The organism is Actinomadura sp. NPDC048394, assembly GCF_040651755.1.
Classification (GTDB): Bacteria; Actinomycetota; Actinomycetes; order Streptosporangiales; family Streptosporangiaceae; genus Spirillospora; species Spirillospora montaniterrae.
The window spans coordinates 139716-156597 of record NZ_JBEZJL010000016.1; the positions used below are offsets into that span (position 1 = coordinate 139716).

General features: G+C 73.9%; 12 protein-coding genes. 8 read left to right on the plus strand and 4 right to left on the minus strand.

What is annotated here, in order from left to right; translation table 11 throughout:
* Positions 1-443: 443 nt before the first annotated feature.
* Positions 444-1925 (minus strand): MFS transporter, encoded by a 1482-nt coding sequence (locus tag AB0C78_RS13940; RefSeq protein WP_360746718.1) that lies wholly within the window; start codon positions 1923-1925, stop codon positions 444-446.
* An 89-nt stretch (positions 1926-2014) separates the two neighbouring features.
* On the opposite strand from AB0C78_RS13940, the gene AB0C78_RS13945 reads away from it, so the two are divergent.
* From AB0C78_RS13945 to AB0C78_RS13955, 3 genes are all read left to right on the plus strand, one after another.
* Positions 2015-2755 carry a TetR/AcrR family transcriptional regulator C-terminal domain-containing protein gene (locus AB0C78_RS13945; RefSeq protein WP_360746721.1) on the plus strand — a complete coding sequence of 247 codons (741 nt, stop codon included), beginning with the start codon at positions 2015-2017 and terminating at the stop codon, positions 2753-2755.
* A gap of 74 nt (positions 2756-2829) precedes the next feature.
* A complete protein-coding gene (locus AB0C78_RS13950; protein WP_360746724.1) occupies positions 2830-3573 on the plus strand; it encodes a response regulator transcription factor in 744 nt (247 codons plus the stop codon).
* 455 nt (positions 3574-4028) lie between these two features.
* Complete coding sequence (locus AB0C78_RS13955) at positions 4029-5588, plus strand: ATP-binding protein (protein ID WP_360746727.1); 1560 nt, start codon at positions 4029-4031, stop codon at positions 5586-5588.
* A gap of 156 nt (positions 5589-5744) precedes the next feature.
* Here AB0C78_RS13955 and def read toward each other — a convergent pair whose 3' ends face one another.
* Positions 5745-6278, minus strand: coding sequence for a peptide deformylase (def, locus tag AB0C78_RS13960; RefSeq protein ID WP_360746730.1), 534 nt, complete (start codon positions 6276-6278; stop codon positions 5745-5747).
* A gap of 120 nt (positions 6279-6398) precedes the next feature.
* A complete protein-coding gene (locus AB0C78_RS13965; protein WP_360746733.1) occupies positions 6399-7376 on the minus strand; it encodes a DivIVA domain-containing protein in 978 nt (325 codons plus the stop codon).
* Positions 7377-9084: 1708 nt separating this feature from the next.
* Between AB0C78_RS13965 and AB0C78_RS13970 the strand changes: the two genes are divergently transcribed.
* The 3 genes from AB0C78_RS13970 (at position 9085) to AB0C78_RS13980 (ending at position 14352) form a co-directional block, all read left to right on the plus strand.
* The gene (locus AB0C78_RS13970; protein WP_360746736.1) at positions 9085-9606 is read left to right on the plus strand and encodes a gamma carbonic anhydrase family protein; all 522 of its coding nucleotides are present in this window, start codon (positions 9085-9087) and stop codon (positions 9604-9606) included.
* A 379-nt stretch (positions 9607-9985) separates the two neighbouring features.
* Positions 9986-13975: a hypothetical protein gene (locus tag AB0C78_RS13975; RefSeq protein ID WP_360746739.1), complete on the plus strand. Its 3990-nt coding sequence runs from the start codon at positions 9986-9988 to the stop codon at positions 13973-13975.
* A gap of 182 nt (positions 13976-14157) precedes the next feature.
* Positions 14158-14352 (plus strand): hypothetical protein, encoded by a 195-nt coding sequence (locus tag AB0C78_RS13980; RefSeq protein WP_232383912.1) that lies wholly within the window; start codon positions 14158-14160, stop codon positions 14350-14352.
* A gap of 180 nt (positions 14353-14532) precedes the next feature.
* Here the strand turns inward: AB0C78_RS13980 and AB0C78_RS13985 are convergent, their stop codons facing one another.
* Entirely contained in the window at positions 14533-14736 is a 204-nt protein-coding gene (locus AB0C78_RS13985) for a heavy-metal-associated domain-containing protein (protein ID WP_360746742.1), read from the minus strand.
* A gap of 217 nt (positions 14737-14953) precedes the next feature.
* On the opposite strand from AB0C78_RS13985, the gene AB0C78_RS13990 reads away from it, so the two are divergent.
* The gene (locus AB0C78_RS13990) at positions 14954-15571 is read left to right on the plus strand and encodes a DUF47 family protein (protein WP_151539314.1); all 618 of its coding nucleotides are present in this window, start codon (positions 14954-14956) and stop codon (positions 15569-15571) included.
* On the plus strand, positions 15568-16728 hold the full coding sequence (locus AB0C78_RS13995; protein ID WP_318839220.1) for an inorganic phosphate transporter: 1161 nt from the start codon (positions 15568-15570) through the stop codon (positions 16726-16728). Before AB0C78_RS13990 ends, AB0C78_RS13995 begins: the two co-directional genes overlap by 4 nt.
* Positions 16729-16882: the final 154 nt, after the last annotated feature.

Consider the following 16882-nt stretch of genomic DNA (forward strand, 5'->3'; position numbering starts at 1 on the left):
AGCGGCTGCTGCCCGTGCGTCTCCCCCTGCGGCTGCGTGTGCGGCTGCGTTTGCGGCTGGGCGGGTGGCTGCGTATGCGGCTGTCCGGGCGGAGTGAAATCGGGCCGCTCGGGTCCTCCGGGGTGTCCCGCTGCCGCGGGCTGCTCGGGTGCCGCGTGCCGCTCGGATCCCGCGACGTGCCGATCCCAACCGTGCTGCTGTGGCTCCTCGGGCCTGCCGGCGTCCATGTGAACTCCCTCGTCTTGCCGTCGCATACGAATCTGCGCCGAGGGTCTGGAACCCACCTGGATCCGACCTGAAAGTGTGCTGGATAAGGCCGGCGTCAAAAAAGCCGCGGCCGAGAGGGCGTGCGGCGTGTCGCCCTCTCGGCCGCGGTGGCGAGGAGGAGTGGCCAGGGCGCGGGGATCCGGTCCCTGTCCGGACCGGGGCGCGCCCTGTGCCGTCTACTCAAGCGCACGTACCTGAACGTTCCCTGAATCCAGCCCCCGCTCTTCCCGAGGATCCCGCGCGGCCTCCGGGCCGCGCGGGATCGCGGCGGCGACGCCCAGCGCGACCACCGCGACGGCGGCGAGTACCGCGAACGCCCCCGTGTAGCCCGATTCCGGCGGGAGCTTCGCGGCGGGCGAGGTGCGCGCGGCGAGGATCGCGGTGACGGCCTGCGCGCCGATCGCGGCCCCGACCGTCCGCACGATCGTGTTGACGCCCGTCGCGACCCCCGTCTGCCCCGGCGGGGCGTTCTCGACGACGAGGTTGCCGATCGCCGCGAAAGCCAGCCCGTAGCCGACCCCGATGACCGCGCACGCGGCGTACACCTCCCACAGCGCGCCGTGCGCCCAGGCCAGCAGGGCGAACGCGGCGACCGCGCACACCGTCCCGGCCTGGAACGGGACGCGGGACCCGGCGCGGCGGGCGATCCGGGGCGCCGCCGGGCCGGCGAGCAGCATCAGCGCCGCCATCGGCACTATCAGCAGCCCCGCCGCGGACGCGGACAGCCCGAACCCGTACCCGGACGCCCGCGGTGCCTGGACGAACTGCGGGATCAGCGTGATCGACCCGAACATCGCCACGCACACGACCAGGGTGGCCAGCGTGGTGGTGACCGGACCGCGCCCGCGCAGCAGCCGCAGGTCGACCAGCGGCGCGCGGACGCGCAGCTCCGCCGCGACGAAGGCGGCCAGCGCCACGGCCGCACCCGCGAACAGCCCGACGATCCGTGCCGACCCCCAGCCCCACGCGCGCCCCTGGCTGATCGCCAGCAGCAGGCAGACCAGCATCGCCGACAGCAGGACCGCTCCGACCGGGTCGATCCGCCCGGAACCGCCGCCCGGACGCGTCGCCGGCAGCCGGGTCGCCAGGGCGAGCGCGCCGGCGGCGAGGACCAGCGTCGCCCAGAACAGCCAGGGCGTCCCGGCCGCGTCCACGAGCGGTCCGGCGACCACCATGCCCGCCGACCCGCCGATCCCGAACACGGCGCTGACCAGCGCGACCACCCCCTTCAGCCGGTGCGGGGGCAGCGCCGAGCGAGCGATCCCGAGCGCCAGCGGGAACGCCCCTGCCCCCGTCCCCTGGACGGCGCGGCCCGCCACCAGCCACCCGAACGAGTGCGCGGACGCGGCGAGGCCGGCGGCGACCGTCCCGGCGGTGAACAGCAGCAGGCACGCCACCAGGACCCGGCGGTGCCCGTACAGGTCGCCGAGCCGTCCCGCGATCGGCGTGACGACCGCCCCGGCCAACATGAACGCCGTCAGCGTCCAGGTGACCTGCGCGGCGGGGACGTCCAGCTCGTCCCGCAGCACGGGGAGCGCCGCGATGACGATCGTCTGCGCGAGGCTCGCGGGGAACGCCGCGGCGAGCAGCGCCGCGACCATCCCGCTCCGTTCCGGTCTGTTCCGTTCCGGCCCGTCCTGCTCCGGTCCTCCGGGCATCGCGTCCGCCTTCCCGCATCGAAGTTAGGTAAGGCGAACCTAAATCTTGCGGACAGCAGTCCGCAAGATGGTCGGCTACGGTTCTTCGCATGTCCGCGACCGGCCCCGACGAGCCGCCCGCCGTGCCGCCCGCCGTGCCGCCCGCCGTGCCGCCCGACGAGCCGCCTGCCGAGCCGCCGGCGCGTGAGCGGCGCCCCTGGGGCAGCATCAGCCGCGCGCAGATCGTCGCCGCCGCCCTCGAGATCACCCGCCGGGACGGCCTCGACGCCCTCACCATCCGCGCCCTCGCCGCCGACCTCGGCGTCTCCCGCATGGCCCTCTACCGGCACGTCTCCGGCAAGGACGAACTCGTCGCGCTCGTCATGGACGCGATCGCGGCGCACGACGTCGTCCCGCCCGACCTCGGTACCGGCCCCTGGCCGGACCGCCTCCGCCGCATCGCCGGCGGCATGCGCCGCGAGCTCGGCGCCTACCCCGGCACCATCGACGCCCTCGTCACCCGCGGGAACCACGGCCCCGGCGCCCTCCGGCTCGTCGAGACGATCCTCGCGACCCTCGCCGACGCCGGCCTCGACGAGCGCGCCGCCGTCCGCTACTACCTCGTCTTCATCGACCTCGTCCTCGGCCGCATGCACCGCGAGGCCCATGGCGACCCCATCGACCGGCACCGCAACGCCAGCCTCGGCGCGCGCGCGGAGGACCGCGAAGGACTGCCCCGGCTGAGCGCCGCCGCACCCCACCTCCGCGAGATCACCACCGCCGAGGTGTTCGCCACCGAGCTCGACATGCTGATCCGCGCCGTCGAGGCGGAGGCCCGGGACCGCGGGTGAGGGAATGCTCGGCTCACCTTCAGGGGACATTCAGGTTCAGGTGGGAACCTCGAAGGCGACCGTGGAGGGAGAGCGTGTCAGTGGTTGAACGGACGGCGAACGCGAACGCGACCGCAGGCGTGCGGGCGCCCGAGGCGACGCTGCTCGTCGTCGAGGACGAGCCGAACATCCTGGAGCTGCTGGCCGGCAGCCTGCGCTTCACCGGCTTCGAGGTGCTCACCGCGACCAACGGCGCCGACGCCGTCCAGTCCGCGCGCCGGCACCGCCCCGACCTGATCGTCCTCGACGTGATGCTGCCCGACATCGACGGGTTCGACGTCGCGCGGCGGCTGCGGTCCGGCGGCGACCACACGCCCGTGCTGTTCCTCACCGCGCGCGACGCGGTCCAGGACCGCATCAAGGGCCTGACGATCGGCGGCGACGACTACGTCACCAAGCCGTTCAGCCTCGAGGAGGTCATCGCCCGCATCCGCGCCGTGCTGCGCCGCTTCCGCGGCGGCGTCGCCGAACCCCCGCCCCGGATGGTGTTCGCCGACGTCGAGCTGGACGAGGACAGCCACGAGGTCTGGCGCGGCGGCAAGGCCGTCCAGCTCTCGCCGACCGAGTTCAAGCTGCTCCGCTACTTCATGGCGAACGCCGGGCGCGTCCTGTCCAAGGCGCAGATCCTCGACCACGTGTGGAACTACGACTTCCGCGGCGACGCGGGCATCGTCGAGTCCTACGTGTCCGCGCTGCGCCGCAAGGTCGACAACGCCGAGCCGCGCCTCATCCACACGCTGCGGGGCGTCGGCTACGTCCTGCGAGAGCCCCCGGCCTGATGGAACCCCGCGTCCCCGGCCCCACCACGCCCCTCCCGTTTGGCCCCGCCGCCGGCGCACGGCCCGCGATGCCGGACGACCACGGCCGGGCTGCGGGCAACGCGCGACCGGCGGGCTCGCCTCATGACCGGCCGGTCGCCGCTGAGGCGTCCGGCAGCGGGCCGGCCGGCGGCGCGCGCTCCGCGGGCTCGGCGTCCGACGGCCGGCCGGCTGCGGGGGCAGCGGGCGGCGAACGCGCGGCGGGTGGCGAACGCGCGGCGGGCGGTGAAGGCGCGGCGGGCGGTGAAGGCGCGGCGGGCGGCGCGCGCCCTGCGACGCCGCGCGATCAGCCTGTCGCGGGGGAGACGCCTGCTGGTACGGCGAACGGCGCGCACTCCGCAGGGCGAGCACCTGGTGATCGGCGGTTCGAGACGTCCGGCGGCGAGCCCGCCGGGGGCCGGGAACCGGCGGGCGGCATGATCGGCGCGCACCCGTCGTACGGCGCGTACGGCGCGTACGCCGCGGGCGGGGCCGGAGGAGACGGGACGCGGCGGTCGCGGTGGCCCTCCTGGATACGGGGGCTGTGGGCGCGGTCGCCGCTGCAGATGAAGCTGATCGCCGGCATGCTCGTCCTGGTCACCCTCGGGATGACGGTGATGAGCGCGGCCGGCGCGTCCGTGCTGCGGCAGTACCTCGTCGGGCGCGCCGACGACCAGCTGCGCTCCTCCGTCGGGCACGTGATGATCCAGGCGACCGAGCAGGTGCAGGGCCACTACAACCTCAACGTCCGGGTGCCCAGCGAGATGTACGCGCAGGTCCGCGACGCCAACGGCCGCCTCCTCGGGCAGAACCTCGCGGTGGGCGAGCGGGGCTACCCCAAGTTCCCCGCCGACTACGCCGCCCGGATCGACCGGCCGTTCACCGTGTCCGGGACGGGCGGATCGAGCGCGAAATGGCGGGTGCTCGCCGAGCCGATCCCCGGCACCGGAGCCACCGTCCTGATCGCGGTCAGCATGGCGGAGATCCAGCGGACCGTGAACCGGCTCATCGCCATCGACGTGATCGTCGGGCTCCTGGTGCTCGCGGTGCTGGTCGTCCTCGGGGTGTGGGTGGTGCGCGCCAGCCTCCGGCCGCTCGCCGAGGTGGAGGAGACCGCCGGCGCGATCGCGGCCGGCGACCTGTCCCGGCGCGTCCCGGAGGCCGACCCGCGCACCGAAATGGGACGTCTCGGACGGTCCCTGAACGCGATGCTCGCGCAGATCGAGGCCGCGTTCGGCGCGCGCGCGGAGTCGGAGGCGGCGGCGCGGCGCTCGGAGGAGACCGCCCGCCAATCCGAGGAGCGGATGCGCCGCTTCGTCGCCGACGCCAGCCACGAGCTGCGCACCCCGCTGACCGCGATCCGCGGTTTCGCCGAGTTCTACCGGCAGGGCGCCGCCCGCACCCCCGAGGAGATCGGCCGGATGATCGGCCGCATCGAGGAGACCGCCGGGCGGATGGGCCTGCTCGTCGAGGACCTGCTGCTGCTCGCCCGGCTCGACCGGCAGCGGCCCATCGAGCGGCGCCCCGTCGACCTGCTCGCCGTCGCCGCCGACTCGGTGCAGGAGGCCCGGGTCGTCGCGCCGGACCGTCCGATCGAGCTGACGGTCGAGGGCGGCCTGGCCTACCAGGTGCGCGGGGACGAACCGCGCCTGCGGCAGGTCCTCGGGAACCTGCTGACGAACGCGGTCGCGCACACGCCGCCGGGCACGCCGGTGGAGGTGCGCCTGCTGCCGGGCACCCTGCGCGGTGCGCCGGCGGCCGCGCTGGAGGTGGCCGACGAGGGCCCCGGTCTATCGCCTGACCAGGCGGAACGCGTCTTCGAGCGGTTCTACCGGGCCGACGCGTCCCGCTCGCGCGAGGACGGCCGTACCGGGACGGGCCTCGGCCTCGCCATCGTCGCCGCGCTCGTCGCCGCGCACGAGGGGTCGGTCGAGGTCGACTCGACCCCGGGCGAGGGCGCGACCTTCCGCGTGCTCCTCCCGCTGGACGCCGACTGAGCCGGGTTATCCACAGAACGACGTTCTAGTTCTGTGTCGCGGCCCGGTGCCGGAGCATGGCCTCATCGGCTCGGACGAGAGGTCAGGAGGCAGCCATGCCGAAGGCACCCGGCATCCCCCGCATCGGGGCGCGCGTTCGCACTGACGCCGTCTCGCTCAGGGACGCTGAAGATCCCGAATCGCCCGCATGGCCTCGCGCCGCACATCGCCGGACAGCACGTCGATATAGACCTCGCCGTCGAGATGACCGCATTCATGCTGCAGGCAGCGCGCGAAGTACCCCGTGCCCTCCACACGGACCGGCCGGCCCTTCGCGTCCACGCCCTCCACGACCGCATGCGCGTGGCGCGGCGTCTCGAACCGCATGCCCGGCAGCGACAGGCACCCCTCGGACTCGACCAGCAGCTCACCGTCCGCGGCCACGAGAACCGGATTGACGACGTGGCCGACGTGCCGGCGCCCCCGGTCGTCCTCGCAGTCGTACACGAACAGCCGCAGACCGGAGCCGACCTGGTTCGCGGCCACGCCCGCGCCGTCCGCCTCGTACATCGTGACGAACATGTCGTCGACCAGCTTCTCCAGGGCCGTGTCGAACGTCCGTACGGGGTCGCACGCGGTGCGCAGCACCGGGTCTCCGAGCAGCCGGATCGGGCGGGCGGTTCCGTTGCGCGTCGTGGTCCTCTTGCTCACCCGGAAGATCCTATGCCGCGATTTCCGCTCCCCTTGAACGGCCGCGGACGCGAACGGTGCGCCCGGCAAGGGCCGGACGCACCGTTCGCGGGGCTGTGACGTCTCCGCCGGGGCTGGGGATCAGCTCGGGTCGGCGGGCCCGCGCGGGGCCGGGGGAACGATCGGGGCGTGGCCGCCGGACGGGCCGCCGTCGGTGTCCTCCACCGGCCGCGGCGCCTTCGCCGGCGGCGGGACCTGCGGGCCGGTGCCGGTCACCGGGGCGTCCGGCTCCGGCTTCTTGATCACCGGCGCCGGCGCGGTGACCGGCTTGGCCGGAACCGGCTTGGGGCCGGTCGCGGTGGACGGGCCGGGCTGCGCGGCGACGGGCTGGGCGGGCGCCGGCTGCTTGCGCGGCGGCGACTGCCGGACGGCGTCCTCGACCATCTTCTCCAGCGGGCCCGCCTCGTTCTCGGCGGTCAGCAGCCGGTGCAGCGTCTCGCTGATCTCGGTGAGCCGCTGCAGCGCCTGCGTGTGGTTCTTGGTCAGCGACGTGAGCCGCTGGGTGGCGCCCTCGTTGATCACGCTGGCGCGGCGCTCGGACGCGGTGAGGGTGCGCTCGGCCTCCAGCCGCGCGCTCGTCACCGTCTGCTCCGCCTCCTGCTTGGCGGCCGACAGCACGCTGTCGGACTCCTTCTTGGCGGCGGCCAGCATGTGGTCGGCCTTCTCCTGCGCCTGGGAGAGGTTCTTGTCGGCGTGCGCGCGGGCCTCGTCGATGATGCGCTTGGACTCCTGCTCGGCGTCCTTGCGGATCTCGGCGCCCTTGGCCTCGGCCTCGGCGACCTTGTCCTGCGCCTCGTCCTCGGCGAGGTTGATGATCTGGCGCAACCGGTCGCTCAGGTCGTCACCGGTGGGCTTGCGGGCCTCGCGCACCTCCGCCATCTCCCGGCGGACGCGCTCGGCGTCGTCCTGGGCGCGCGCGAGCCGGGCCTCGAGCTCACGGTGCTTTTGCTGGGCGCGGGCGATGTAGTCGTCGACCTGGCGGCGGTTGTAGCCGCGCATGACGATCTCGAAGGACTCGTCTTGAAGGAGGTTCGGCAGGATTTCGGCTTCGTTGCTCATGATGCCTTGGGGGGTCGTTGGCGGGGGTATCACCCCGTCAGGGTCGGTTTGCGAATCCTCACCCGCCGGTCAGCGGGCCCACAGCAGAAACGTCAGCATCGACTCTCGTGCGCTCCGCCCCGCTCGCGCAACCGGAACGCCCTTCTCGCTGCCGTTTCTTCATCTCTCTGGAGCCGACAAACTACCGAATATCCCGAAAAAACACCCCCACCAGCACCCCCGTGTCGCCCAACACCCCCCGAACCCCCACCAGCTCCCCGTCCGCCCGCAACATCTGAGACCCCGCCACCACACCGCACGGCCGGCCCCTGCTGCACGATGTCGCGCCGCGCCACAACCGCCACCATGCTCTGCCGCACTGGACCATTCCCGTCGGCCCCGCAGTGCCCACCAGCCGCGCCCTACCCGCCGCACCGCGCCGTCCCGCACCGCCGGGTCGTGCCACGCCGGTCGGTGCCGGCTCGCGCGCGCCGCGCCACGGCCGCCACCATGCTCTGCCGCACTGGACCGTGCCAGCCGACTCCGCGGTGCCCACCAGCCGCGCCCTACCCGCCGCGCCGCGCCGCCCTGCACCGCGCCGCCGGGTCGTGCTAGGCCGGTCGGTGCCGACTCGCGCCGCGCCGCACCGGGTGGCGCCACGTGGCGCCACGCAGTGCCGCTCCGCCCCCATGCCGCAACACCCCACACCCGCCGCGCACCCTGCCGTGCTGCACCCGCGCTGCGTTGTGCTGCACCGCGCTGCGTTGTGCTGCACCGCGCTGCACCGCGCTGCACCGCGCTGCACCGCGCTGCGTCGTGCTGCACCGCGCTGCGTCGTGCTGCACCGCGCTGCGTCGTGCTGCGCCCCGCCGGATCGTGCCGTTTCGGGCTGTGTCCTGCCGGGCCATGCTGGCTCGTGCTGCGCCGCCGGGTGGCGTCGTGCTGCGCCGCGCCATGCCGCAACGCCCTGCAGCGCCTGCACGCTGCCGCGCCGGGTCGTGCCGTCCGGGTCGTGCCACGCCGCACCGTGCTGGCTCGTGCTGCGCCGCGCCAGGTGGCGCCGCGTAGGGCCGCGCAGTGCCGCAACGCCCCGCACCTGCCGCGCTGGCTCGTGCCGGGTCGTGCTGCGCCACGCCGTGCTAGGCCGTGCCGCGCTGTGCCGTGCCGTGCTAGGCCGTGCCGTGCCGAGTTGTGCCGTGCCGCGCTGTGCGCTGTGCCGGGCTGTGCCGCTCCATGTCGGGCTGCGTCTTGCCGTGGTGCCGCCGTGTCCGCCTCGCCGGGCTGTCGTCGTGCGGCGCCGTGTCGCACTGGTCCGTGCATGTTCGGTCCGTGCCATGCCCATCCAGCGGTGCCCGCCTCTCGCCGCGTTCAGCGTGCCGTGCTGGTCGTGCCCCGGGGCCAGGCCCGTCCCGCGGTGCCCGCCTCTCGTCGCGCTGTGCTGTCGCTGTGCTCGCCTTGCCATGCCCCCGGTGGGCGTCTGCCGCGGTGCCCGGCCGTCGCCGTGCCGCATTGGGCCGAGCCGGTCCGTGCCGTGCCCCGCCCGTTTGCGGTGCCCGCCGTGGCCGTCTGCGGTGGGCGCTGTGGTGGGGCGCGTCGTTGTTGTGCTTGCCTCTGTGGCGCTCGCCTTGACGGGTTGTGTTGTGCGCGTTGGGGCGGAGGGGCGCGGGCTTGCGCGGGCGGGTGAGGGCGGGGTGGGGCGGGGGTTTGGGCACGGCTTAGCATCGGGCGCATGAGCTATGTGGGGTCGCTGGGCGAAGAAGAGCCGAAGATCCACGCCGAGGCGTGGGTGGCGCCCGGAGCGGTGGTCGTCGGACGCGTGACGCTCGGCCGGGCGTCCAGCGTCTGGTACGGCTCGGTGCTGCGCGGCGACGACGAGGAGATCATCGTCGGCGACGAGTGCAACATCCAGGACCTCAGCTGCCTGCACGCCGACCCGGGGATGCCCGCCGTCCTGGAGGACCGGGTCAGCCTCGGGCACAAGGCCATGGTGCACGGCGCGCACGTCGAGACCGGTTCACTGATCGGCATCGGCGCCATCGTGCTGAACGGCGCCCGGATCGGGGCGGGGACGCTCATCGCGGCCGGCGCCCTGGTGCCGCCCGGCAAGCAGATCCCGTCGGGCGTCCTGGTCGCGGGCACGCCCGGCAAGATCGTCCGCGAGCTCAACGACGGCGACCGCCTCGTCCTCGCGCACACCCCCGAGGTCTACATGCAGAAGGCCAAGCGCCACAGCCAGGCCACCTGGCGCTAACCTCCCGCACCGGCCGACCCGGCAGCGCACCCCCGGTTGGGCGCCTCGGTGGCAGGCCGCCTGGCGGTATGCGTTCTGGTGGCTCGCCCCGCACCGCGTGTGGGCTCGTTCTGGCGGTATGCGTTCGCCGGGGGCGTGCTTTGGGTGGTGCGCGCGTTTCGGTGGGGTGTGTGTTGGTGGCTTGCTGTTGACGGCGTTGCCTCGGCGGCTTGGGCGTTGGTCGATTGGTGCCATGCCGCTTCGGGGGCACGCCATCCCGGTGGTGGGTGCTTTGGTGGGGGCAGTGGGGGTGGGGTTTGGTGGGGGTTGACCTGGGGGGACTTCGGGCGGGGGCGTTCGGGGGAGTTCTGGGGCGTTCGGGCTGACTACCATGACCCACGTGGTGTGGGGACCGGGCTATGGCAGTGCTCCGCCGCCCAGCCCCCGGATGGGGCAGGATCCGTTCGCGGAGGCCGAGCGCGACACGAGGGCGATGGTGGCCGCCCAATGGTGGCCGTCGGCGCCTCCTCAGCAGCGCCATCACGCCATCGCCGGACGCATGCTCGTCCTGCCCGACGGGACGTGGTGGCTGTTCGGGGCGTGGGCCCGGTGGTACCGGCTGCACCCGTCGGACGGGCAGTGGTACCTGTGCCCGCCGCCGCGGACGCCCGCCGTGCGGATGGCGGCGCGGCCCGCGCAGCAGGGCGGGATGCAGGTCCCGCAGCTGCCGCCGCACGTGATCCCGGCCGGGCCCGACTTCTCGTACGATCCGCCGGCGTCGCTGCCGTTCGTCGGGCACGGGTTCGCGAGCGAGCTGACGTCGCGGGTCCGCGCGACCGTCGAGTCGGCGGCGGCGCTGTCCGCGCCGGAGTACCCGCACTGGTGGTCGCAGTTCACGCAGGAGACGCCGTCCACCGTGGCGGTCGCGTGGGGCGTGATGATGTGGTGCGCGGCCGCGCCGGTGTTCGACGCCCGGCTGGACGCGCAGATGCTGGACCTGTGGAAGCCGTACCGGGCCCGGCCGCTGCCGGACGTGGACGGCCCGCGCTGGATGACCCCGCCCGCGCTGGAGACGCTGGTCGGGCTGTACTCCGAGCGGCTGCGCGCCAGCCGCGTGGACGCGGCGGTCGTCGTCCTGCGGACGATGTGGGCGGTCGCGAGCGCGCTGCGCGACGACGTCCGGTTCCAGATCCGGGCGGACGCGCTGCTGGCCATCCTCGGGACGACGCTGAGCAACCCGACGGTCGACTACGGGGCGCTCCCGTACGGGGACCAGGCGATCGTCCAGCAGTGGCTGACCCGGTGCCCGCCGCATCTGGTGCCGGCGCTGCGGAACGAGAGCTCGCCGGGCGACAACTTCCGGCACGCGTTCTACACGCTGAGCGAGGCCATCGCCGACCTGCCGGGCGACCCGGCGGACCCGGCGTACACCGAGCCGCGGATGGTCGCCGCCGCGCTGCTGGCCGCCGACCTGGACGTGGTCCGCAAGGACGTGGCGGGCTCGATCGTCCCGTGGCTGGACCCGGAGATCCGGTACACGGTGCAGGCGGTCGCGGAGCAGAAGGGGCATCCGCTGCGCCGGCTGTGGCCGGTCGACATGCGGCTGCCGGACCCGCTGCGTGCGGCGGGCTCCGGGGAGGGCGCGGAGACGCTGCTCGCCGCGATGTACGAGCTGGACCTCGCGTGGTGCCGGCTCGGCGGGATGCCCGCGCGCCCCCGCGGCTTCCCGGTGCCGACCGCGATCATCGCGGGGATCATCGGGCGCGGCCGTGCGCGCGCGACGGCGGCCGCGCAGACGCAGACGCCGCCGCCGAGCCCGTCGCCGTCGCCGCCGTTCGGCATGCAGAGCCAGCCGGGCGTGGCGCCGGGCGCTCCGCCGCAGCCCGCGGAGCCGCAGGGGCCCGCGCAGCCGTTCGTCCAGCCGCCGGCGCAGCCGGGCTGGGAGAACGCGCCCGGGCCGGCCGCGGCGGGGTTCGCTTCGCCGGACCCGGCGATGGGCGGGTTCTCGCCCGCCGAAGAGGACGCCGGCGGGAGCGCGGCGCCGCCGTACACCGAACTCGGTTTCCAGCAGTCCCCGCCCAAGCCCGTCCCGAACGATCAGGGGCCGGCCGCGTTCGGGATGCCGGGCGCGCCGCCGTCTGGGCAGCCTGCTTCCGGATATCCGGAGCAGCCTCCGCACGCGGGCGGGGCGCCGTATCCCGGGCAGGCGCCCTTCGCCGATCAGGAGTCCAGGTCGCCCGACCGCGGGCAGGGGGTCGCTGAGCAGCAGCTCGGCGGGTTCTCTCCGGATGAGGACAAGCAGGACGAGCCGATCGTGCCGCCGTACACGCAGCTCGGCTATCAGCGGCCCGGTGCCGGGCCTCCCGCGCAAGGGCTGCCTCCGGGGGCCGGGGTGCCTCCGTCCGTGCAGAGCCCGCAGGGGCCCCCGGCGGAGCAGCCGAGTGCGTTCGATCCTTATGCGACGCGGGCCGAGGACGAGGGGGCGCCGCCGCGTCCGCCCGCCGGGGTGTACGAGACGCGCGTCGAAGGCGGGGGAGCGGCGCCGCCCCCGCAGAACGCGCAGCAGCCGCCCGGGACGCGGATCATGGGCCCCGGGGACCTGGAGGACGGCCCCGCGCAGGCTCCGCCGCCCGGCCCAGGGACGCGGATCATGTCCGAGACCATGGTCGGCGACTTCGACTTCCTGGACGACACGCCGTCGCCGGAGCGGCCCGTCCACGAGATCCCGCCGCCGCAGGACCTCGGCCGGCGCCGGACGCTCGAGCGGTTCGGGATCGGGTTCGTGTCCGGCGAGCAGGACGCGGGCGCGCTGCTGGACGAGCTGCGCGCGCAGGTCGAGGAGTGGAACGCCCCGGCCGGAGAGGGCGCCGAGGCGACCCGGGTGGACGGCCGTCCGGGGTCGGCGCCGGCGGGCGTGCCGGGGGTGCTGCTGGTCGGCGGCCCGCACACCGGACAGCGCAGGCTGGCGCGGCTGATCGCGCTGACGCTGGCGGACGCGGGCCTCGGCGACGGGGCGATCCGCGCGCACGACGCCGACGACGTCCGGGACGCGCCGGTGGACGCGGTGGAGCGGATCCTGCGGCAGCCGGGCCCGGCGATCCTGTTCGAGCGGCTGGACGTGGCGATCGGCGCCGCGCAGGACCCGGTGGCGGTCACCGGCGCGGTGCGGCGGGCGCGCCGCGACCCGGTGAACACGACGCCGCTGATCGCGACGTGCGAGCCGCGCGCGTACAAGCGGCTGCTGCGGGAGCATCCGAAGCTGGTGCAGGCGTTCCGGGTGTACCGGCTGCCCGACTTCGGCGGCCTGGACGACCGGATGACGCTGCTGCACCTGCTGGCGGACGAGCGGCGCGTCACGATCGGGGCGTCGGCGCTGGAGGTCGCGAAGGAGGACCTCGAACGGCTCCGCGGCCCGGGCGACCTGGTGAACGCGCGGCTCGTCGAGGCGTACCTGGACCAGGCGAGCCAGCGGAACATGGCGCGGGCGGGCGCGTCGCACGACCGGCTCGTCCTGACGCCGGACGACCTGCACGGCGTCGCGGAGGGCATCGAGCCGGCGCTGCGGCCGCCCGGCGACATCGACGGCTACCTGCGCCAGCTCGACGGGCTGACCGGGCTGGACGACGTCAAGGCGGTCGTCCGGGAGCTGGCGGACGAGGCGGAGCAGGCGGCGGACCGGGTCCGCTACGGCGTGGCGGACCGCGACCACCACCATCTGGTGTTCACGGGGCCGCCGGGGACGGGCAAGACGACGGTCGCGGGGCTCGTCGGCGGGATCTACGCCGCGCTCGGGCTGCTGGAGTCGGGGCATGTGGTGGCGTGCCGTCCGGTGCATCTGGCGGGCCGCGACCAGCCGGACACCGAGAGCCGGGTCGCCGGCATGATCGAGCAGGCGCTCGGCGGCGTGCTGCTGATCCAGGAGGCCTACCTGCTGGACCGCAGCCCGGCGGTGGTGAGCGAGCTGCTGCGCGGCATGCGCGAGCGCGGCGGGCGGTTCGTGGTGGTCTGCTCCAGCCCGGCGGCGGAGATGGAGGGGTTCCTCGCGGGCAACCCCGCGTTCCGGGCCGAGTTCGGGCGGATCGTGGAGTTCCACGGGATCAGCGACCGGGAGATGGTCCGGCTGTTCCAGAAGTACGCCGAGCGCGACCTGTACATGCTGGACGAGGAGCTGCGCGTCGAGCTGCTCACCCGCTTCGAGCGGCTGCGGCAGGACCCGGCGTTCGCCTACGCCAGGACCGTCCGGGCGCTGTTCGAGCAGACGGTCGCGCGGCAGGCGGCGCGCCTCGCGGGCGCGGACGTCAACGCGGCGACGGTGGCCCGGCTCACCGCCCGCGACCTGCCGGAGACGGCGCTGGAGCAGATGCTGGGCGACTTCCACCGCGGCGGCTGACGGCGTCCGACAGGAACCCTTGACGGCCTTCCCCGGGGACCCCTCCCGCGTGATCGGGCGCATCATGCCCGCCTGACCCGGGAAGACCACGGGTGCGGGTGGCCCTCGAATGGCCCTCTTGGGTCATGTGCCCGTCGGGGCGGGACGCGTAGCCTCGACTTGGGTGTGGGGAACGAACGGAGGTGGACGCGGTGCGCCAGCAGAACCTCGATCTGCGCGTCCACGACCGCGTTGCGTTGGACGAGATCGAACTCTATGCCGAGATGCTCAGTGCGGTGGCGGCGGCGGAGCGGCCGCTCACCATCGCGGAAATCGACATGGTGCTCGGGGTGCGTTCCGGCGAGGCCGGTCGTCGCGAGCTGACGCCGCAGGATTAGCCGAGGCCCGATCCGCCCGGGGACGTCCGCGACGGGCGTCCCCGGTCCCGTTCCAGCGGCGCCGGTCCCGGTCCGGCGATCCCCGGTCACGTTCCGGCGGCCCCTGGGTCACGTTCCGGCGGCCACGGGCGCGTTCCGGCGGTCGGCTATGCGGGTGCCGCGGGGCCCGAAACGGGCCGGTCAGCCGGCGACGTCGTAACCGGCCTCGTCGATCGCCGCGCGCAGCGCCGCGTCGTCCAGTCCATCGCCACGGACGGTGACGAGCTTGGTGTCCACGTCCACCGCCACCTCGCTCACCCCCGGCACCCGCCGGACCTCCCCGCTGATCGCGGTCACGCAGTGCCCGCAGCTGATCGCCGGGACGCTGTAACGAATCTCACTCACGCTCGTCGTCACTCTCCGTGCGGCCGATGTTCCGGCCCCGAGCCTATGCGCGGCGCCGCCGATCGGCCTAACCGCAGGGGTATGTACCTGGTGATCTAGGGCAATCTTGTAGGTGAGAGGATGGGGGACACCGGCCGAAGCTGGGGCAAAGGTTCTTTTTACGGCCGGTAGCGCCTACGATCCTCTGCGGACTGTTCCGGCACTTCAGGAGAACGACGTGCGCTTGCGTCTCACGCCGCGTGAGGACAGCTTCTACGACATGTTCGCCGACTCGGCGAACAACCTGGTCACCGGCGCCAGGCTGCTCGTGGAGCTCATCAGCGACGGCGCCGACCGGGCAGCGATCGCGGAGAAGATGCGCGCCTGCGAACACGCGGGCGACGAATGCACTCACGCGATCATGCGACGGCTGAACGAAACGTTCATCACCCCGTTCGACCGCGAGGACATCTACCGGCTGGCCTCCACCATCGACGACGTGATGGACGAGATGGAGGAGGCAGCCGACCTCGTCGTCCTCTACAAGATCGACGAGTTCCCGAAGGGCATCGTGCACATGGTGGAGGTGCTGGAGCGGGCCGCCGAGCTCACCGCGGAGGCCATGCCCCGGCTGCGCTCCATGAAGGAGCTCAGCGAGTACTGGATCGAGATCAACCGGCTCGAGAACCAGGGCGACCAGGTGTACCGCAAGCTGCTCGCGCAGCTGTTCAGCGGCGAGTACGACACCCTGGACGTGCTGAAGCTCAAGCAGGTCATCGACTGCCTCGAAGAGGCCGCGGACGCGTTCGAGCACGTAGCGAACACGGTCGAGACCATCGCGGTCAAGGAATCATGAGCGCAGGCGAGGACCCGGGCTCGACGCTCGTCCGGGACCCCTCGGCGGACGCCGCTCCCACCATCGGCGAGCAGGCGACGCGCCGGGTGAGCGGGCGGGCCTGGCTGCTGCTGCTCGCCGGGATCGTCCTGGTGATGATCGCGGGCGCGCTCGGGCTGCGGTCCGACGCGCAGATGGCCGTACTCGTGCTGGTCGTCGTGGTGTCGCTGGTGTTCGACTACACCAACGGCTTCCACGACGCCGCCAACGCCATCGCGACCGCGGTGTCCACGCGGGCGCTGACGCCGCGGGTGGCGCTCGGCATGGCCGCGGTGATGAACATGCTGGGCGCGCTGCTCGGCGTCGAGGTCGCCAAGACGATCAGCGAGGTCATCACCCCGCCGACCGGGCTGCACGGCCTCACCGTCATCGCCGCCGGCGTGCTCGGCGCGATCACCTGGAACCTGATCACCTGGTACTTCGGGCTGCCGTCGTCGTCCTCGCACGCGCTGATCGGCGGCGTCGTGGGCGCGGGGCTGGCCTCGTCGTCCTACGTGAACTGGCACAGCGTGGTCGACAAGGTCGTCGTGCCGATGGTGGTGTCGCCGGTCGTCGGGTTCGTCGCCGCCTACCTGGTGATGGTGGCGATCCTGTGGATCTTCCGGCGGGCGCAGCCGAGCCGGGTGGTGCGCCGGTTCCGCATCGCGCAGACGCTGTCGGCGGCGTCCCTCGCCCTCGGCCACGGCCTGCAGGACGCGCAGAAGACGATGGGCGTCATCGTGCTGGCGCTGGTCACCACGGGGCACGCGAGCGGGAACTCGGTGCCGCTGTGGGTGATCGTGGCGTGCGCGGGCGCGCTGTCGCTCGGCACCTACGCGGGCGGCTGGCGGATCATGCGGACGCTCGGCCGCAAGGTGATCGAGGTGGACCCGCCGAAGGGGTTCGCCGCGGAAGCGACCGCCTCGATCGTCCTCTACGTCACCGCCTACTTCTGGCACGCTCCAATCTCCACCACGCACACGATCACCTCGGCGATCATGGGCGCGGGCGCCACGAAACGGCTGTCCGCCGTCCGCTGGGGCATGGCGGGCAACATCGTGATGGCCTGGGTCCTCACCCTCCCCGCCGCCGCGATCGTCGCCGCCGTCGTGTACTGGGTCGTGCACTTCTGGGCGTAGTTGCCCAGGGGGGACGACCCCCCTGGAACCCCCCGTTGCGACGGACGAGGCGTTTCGCGGTCCGCTAGGGGGGCCCGCGGAAAACCCCCTACCGAGGCGGGGCGGGCCCCCGCGCCCCGCGCCCCCCCCGCCCCGGGTGGACTGCGCCCGCCGC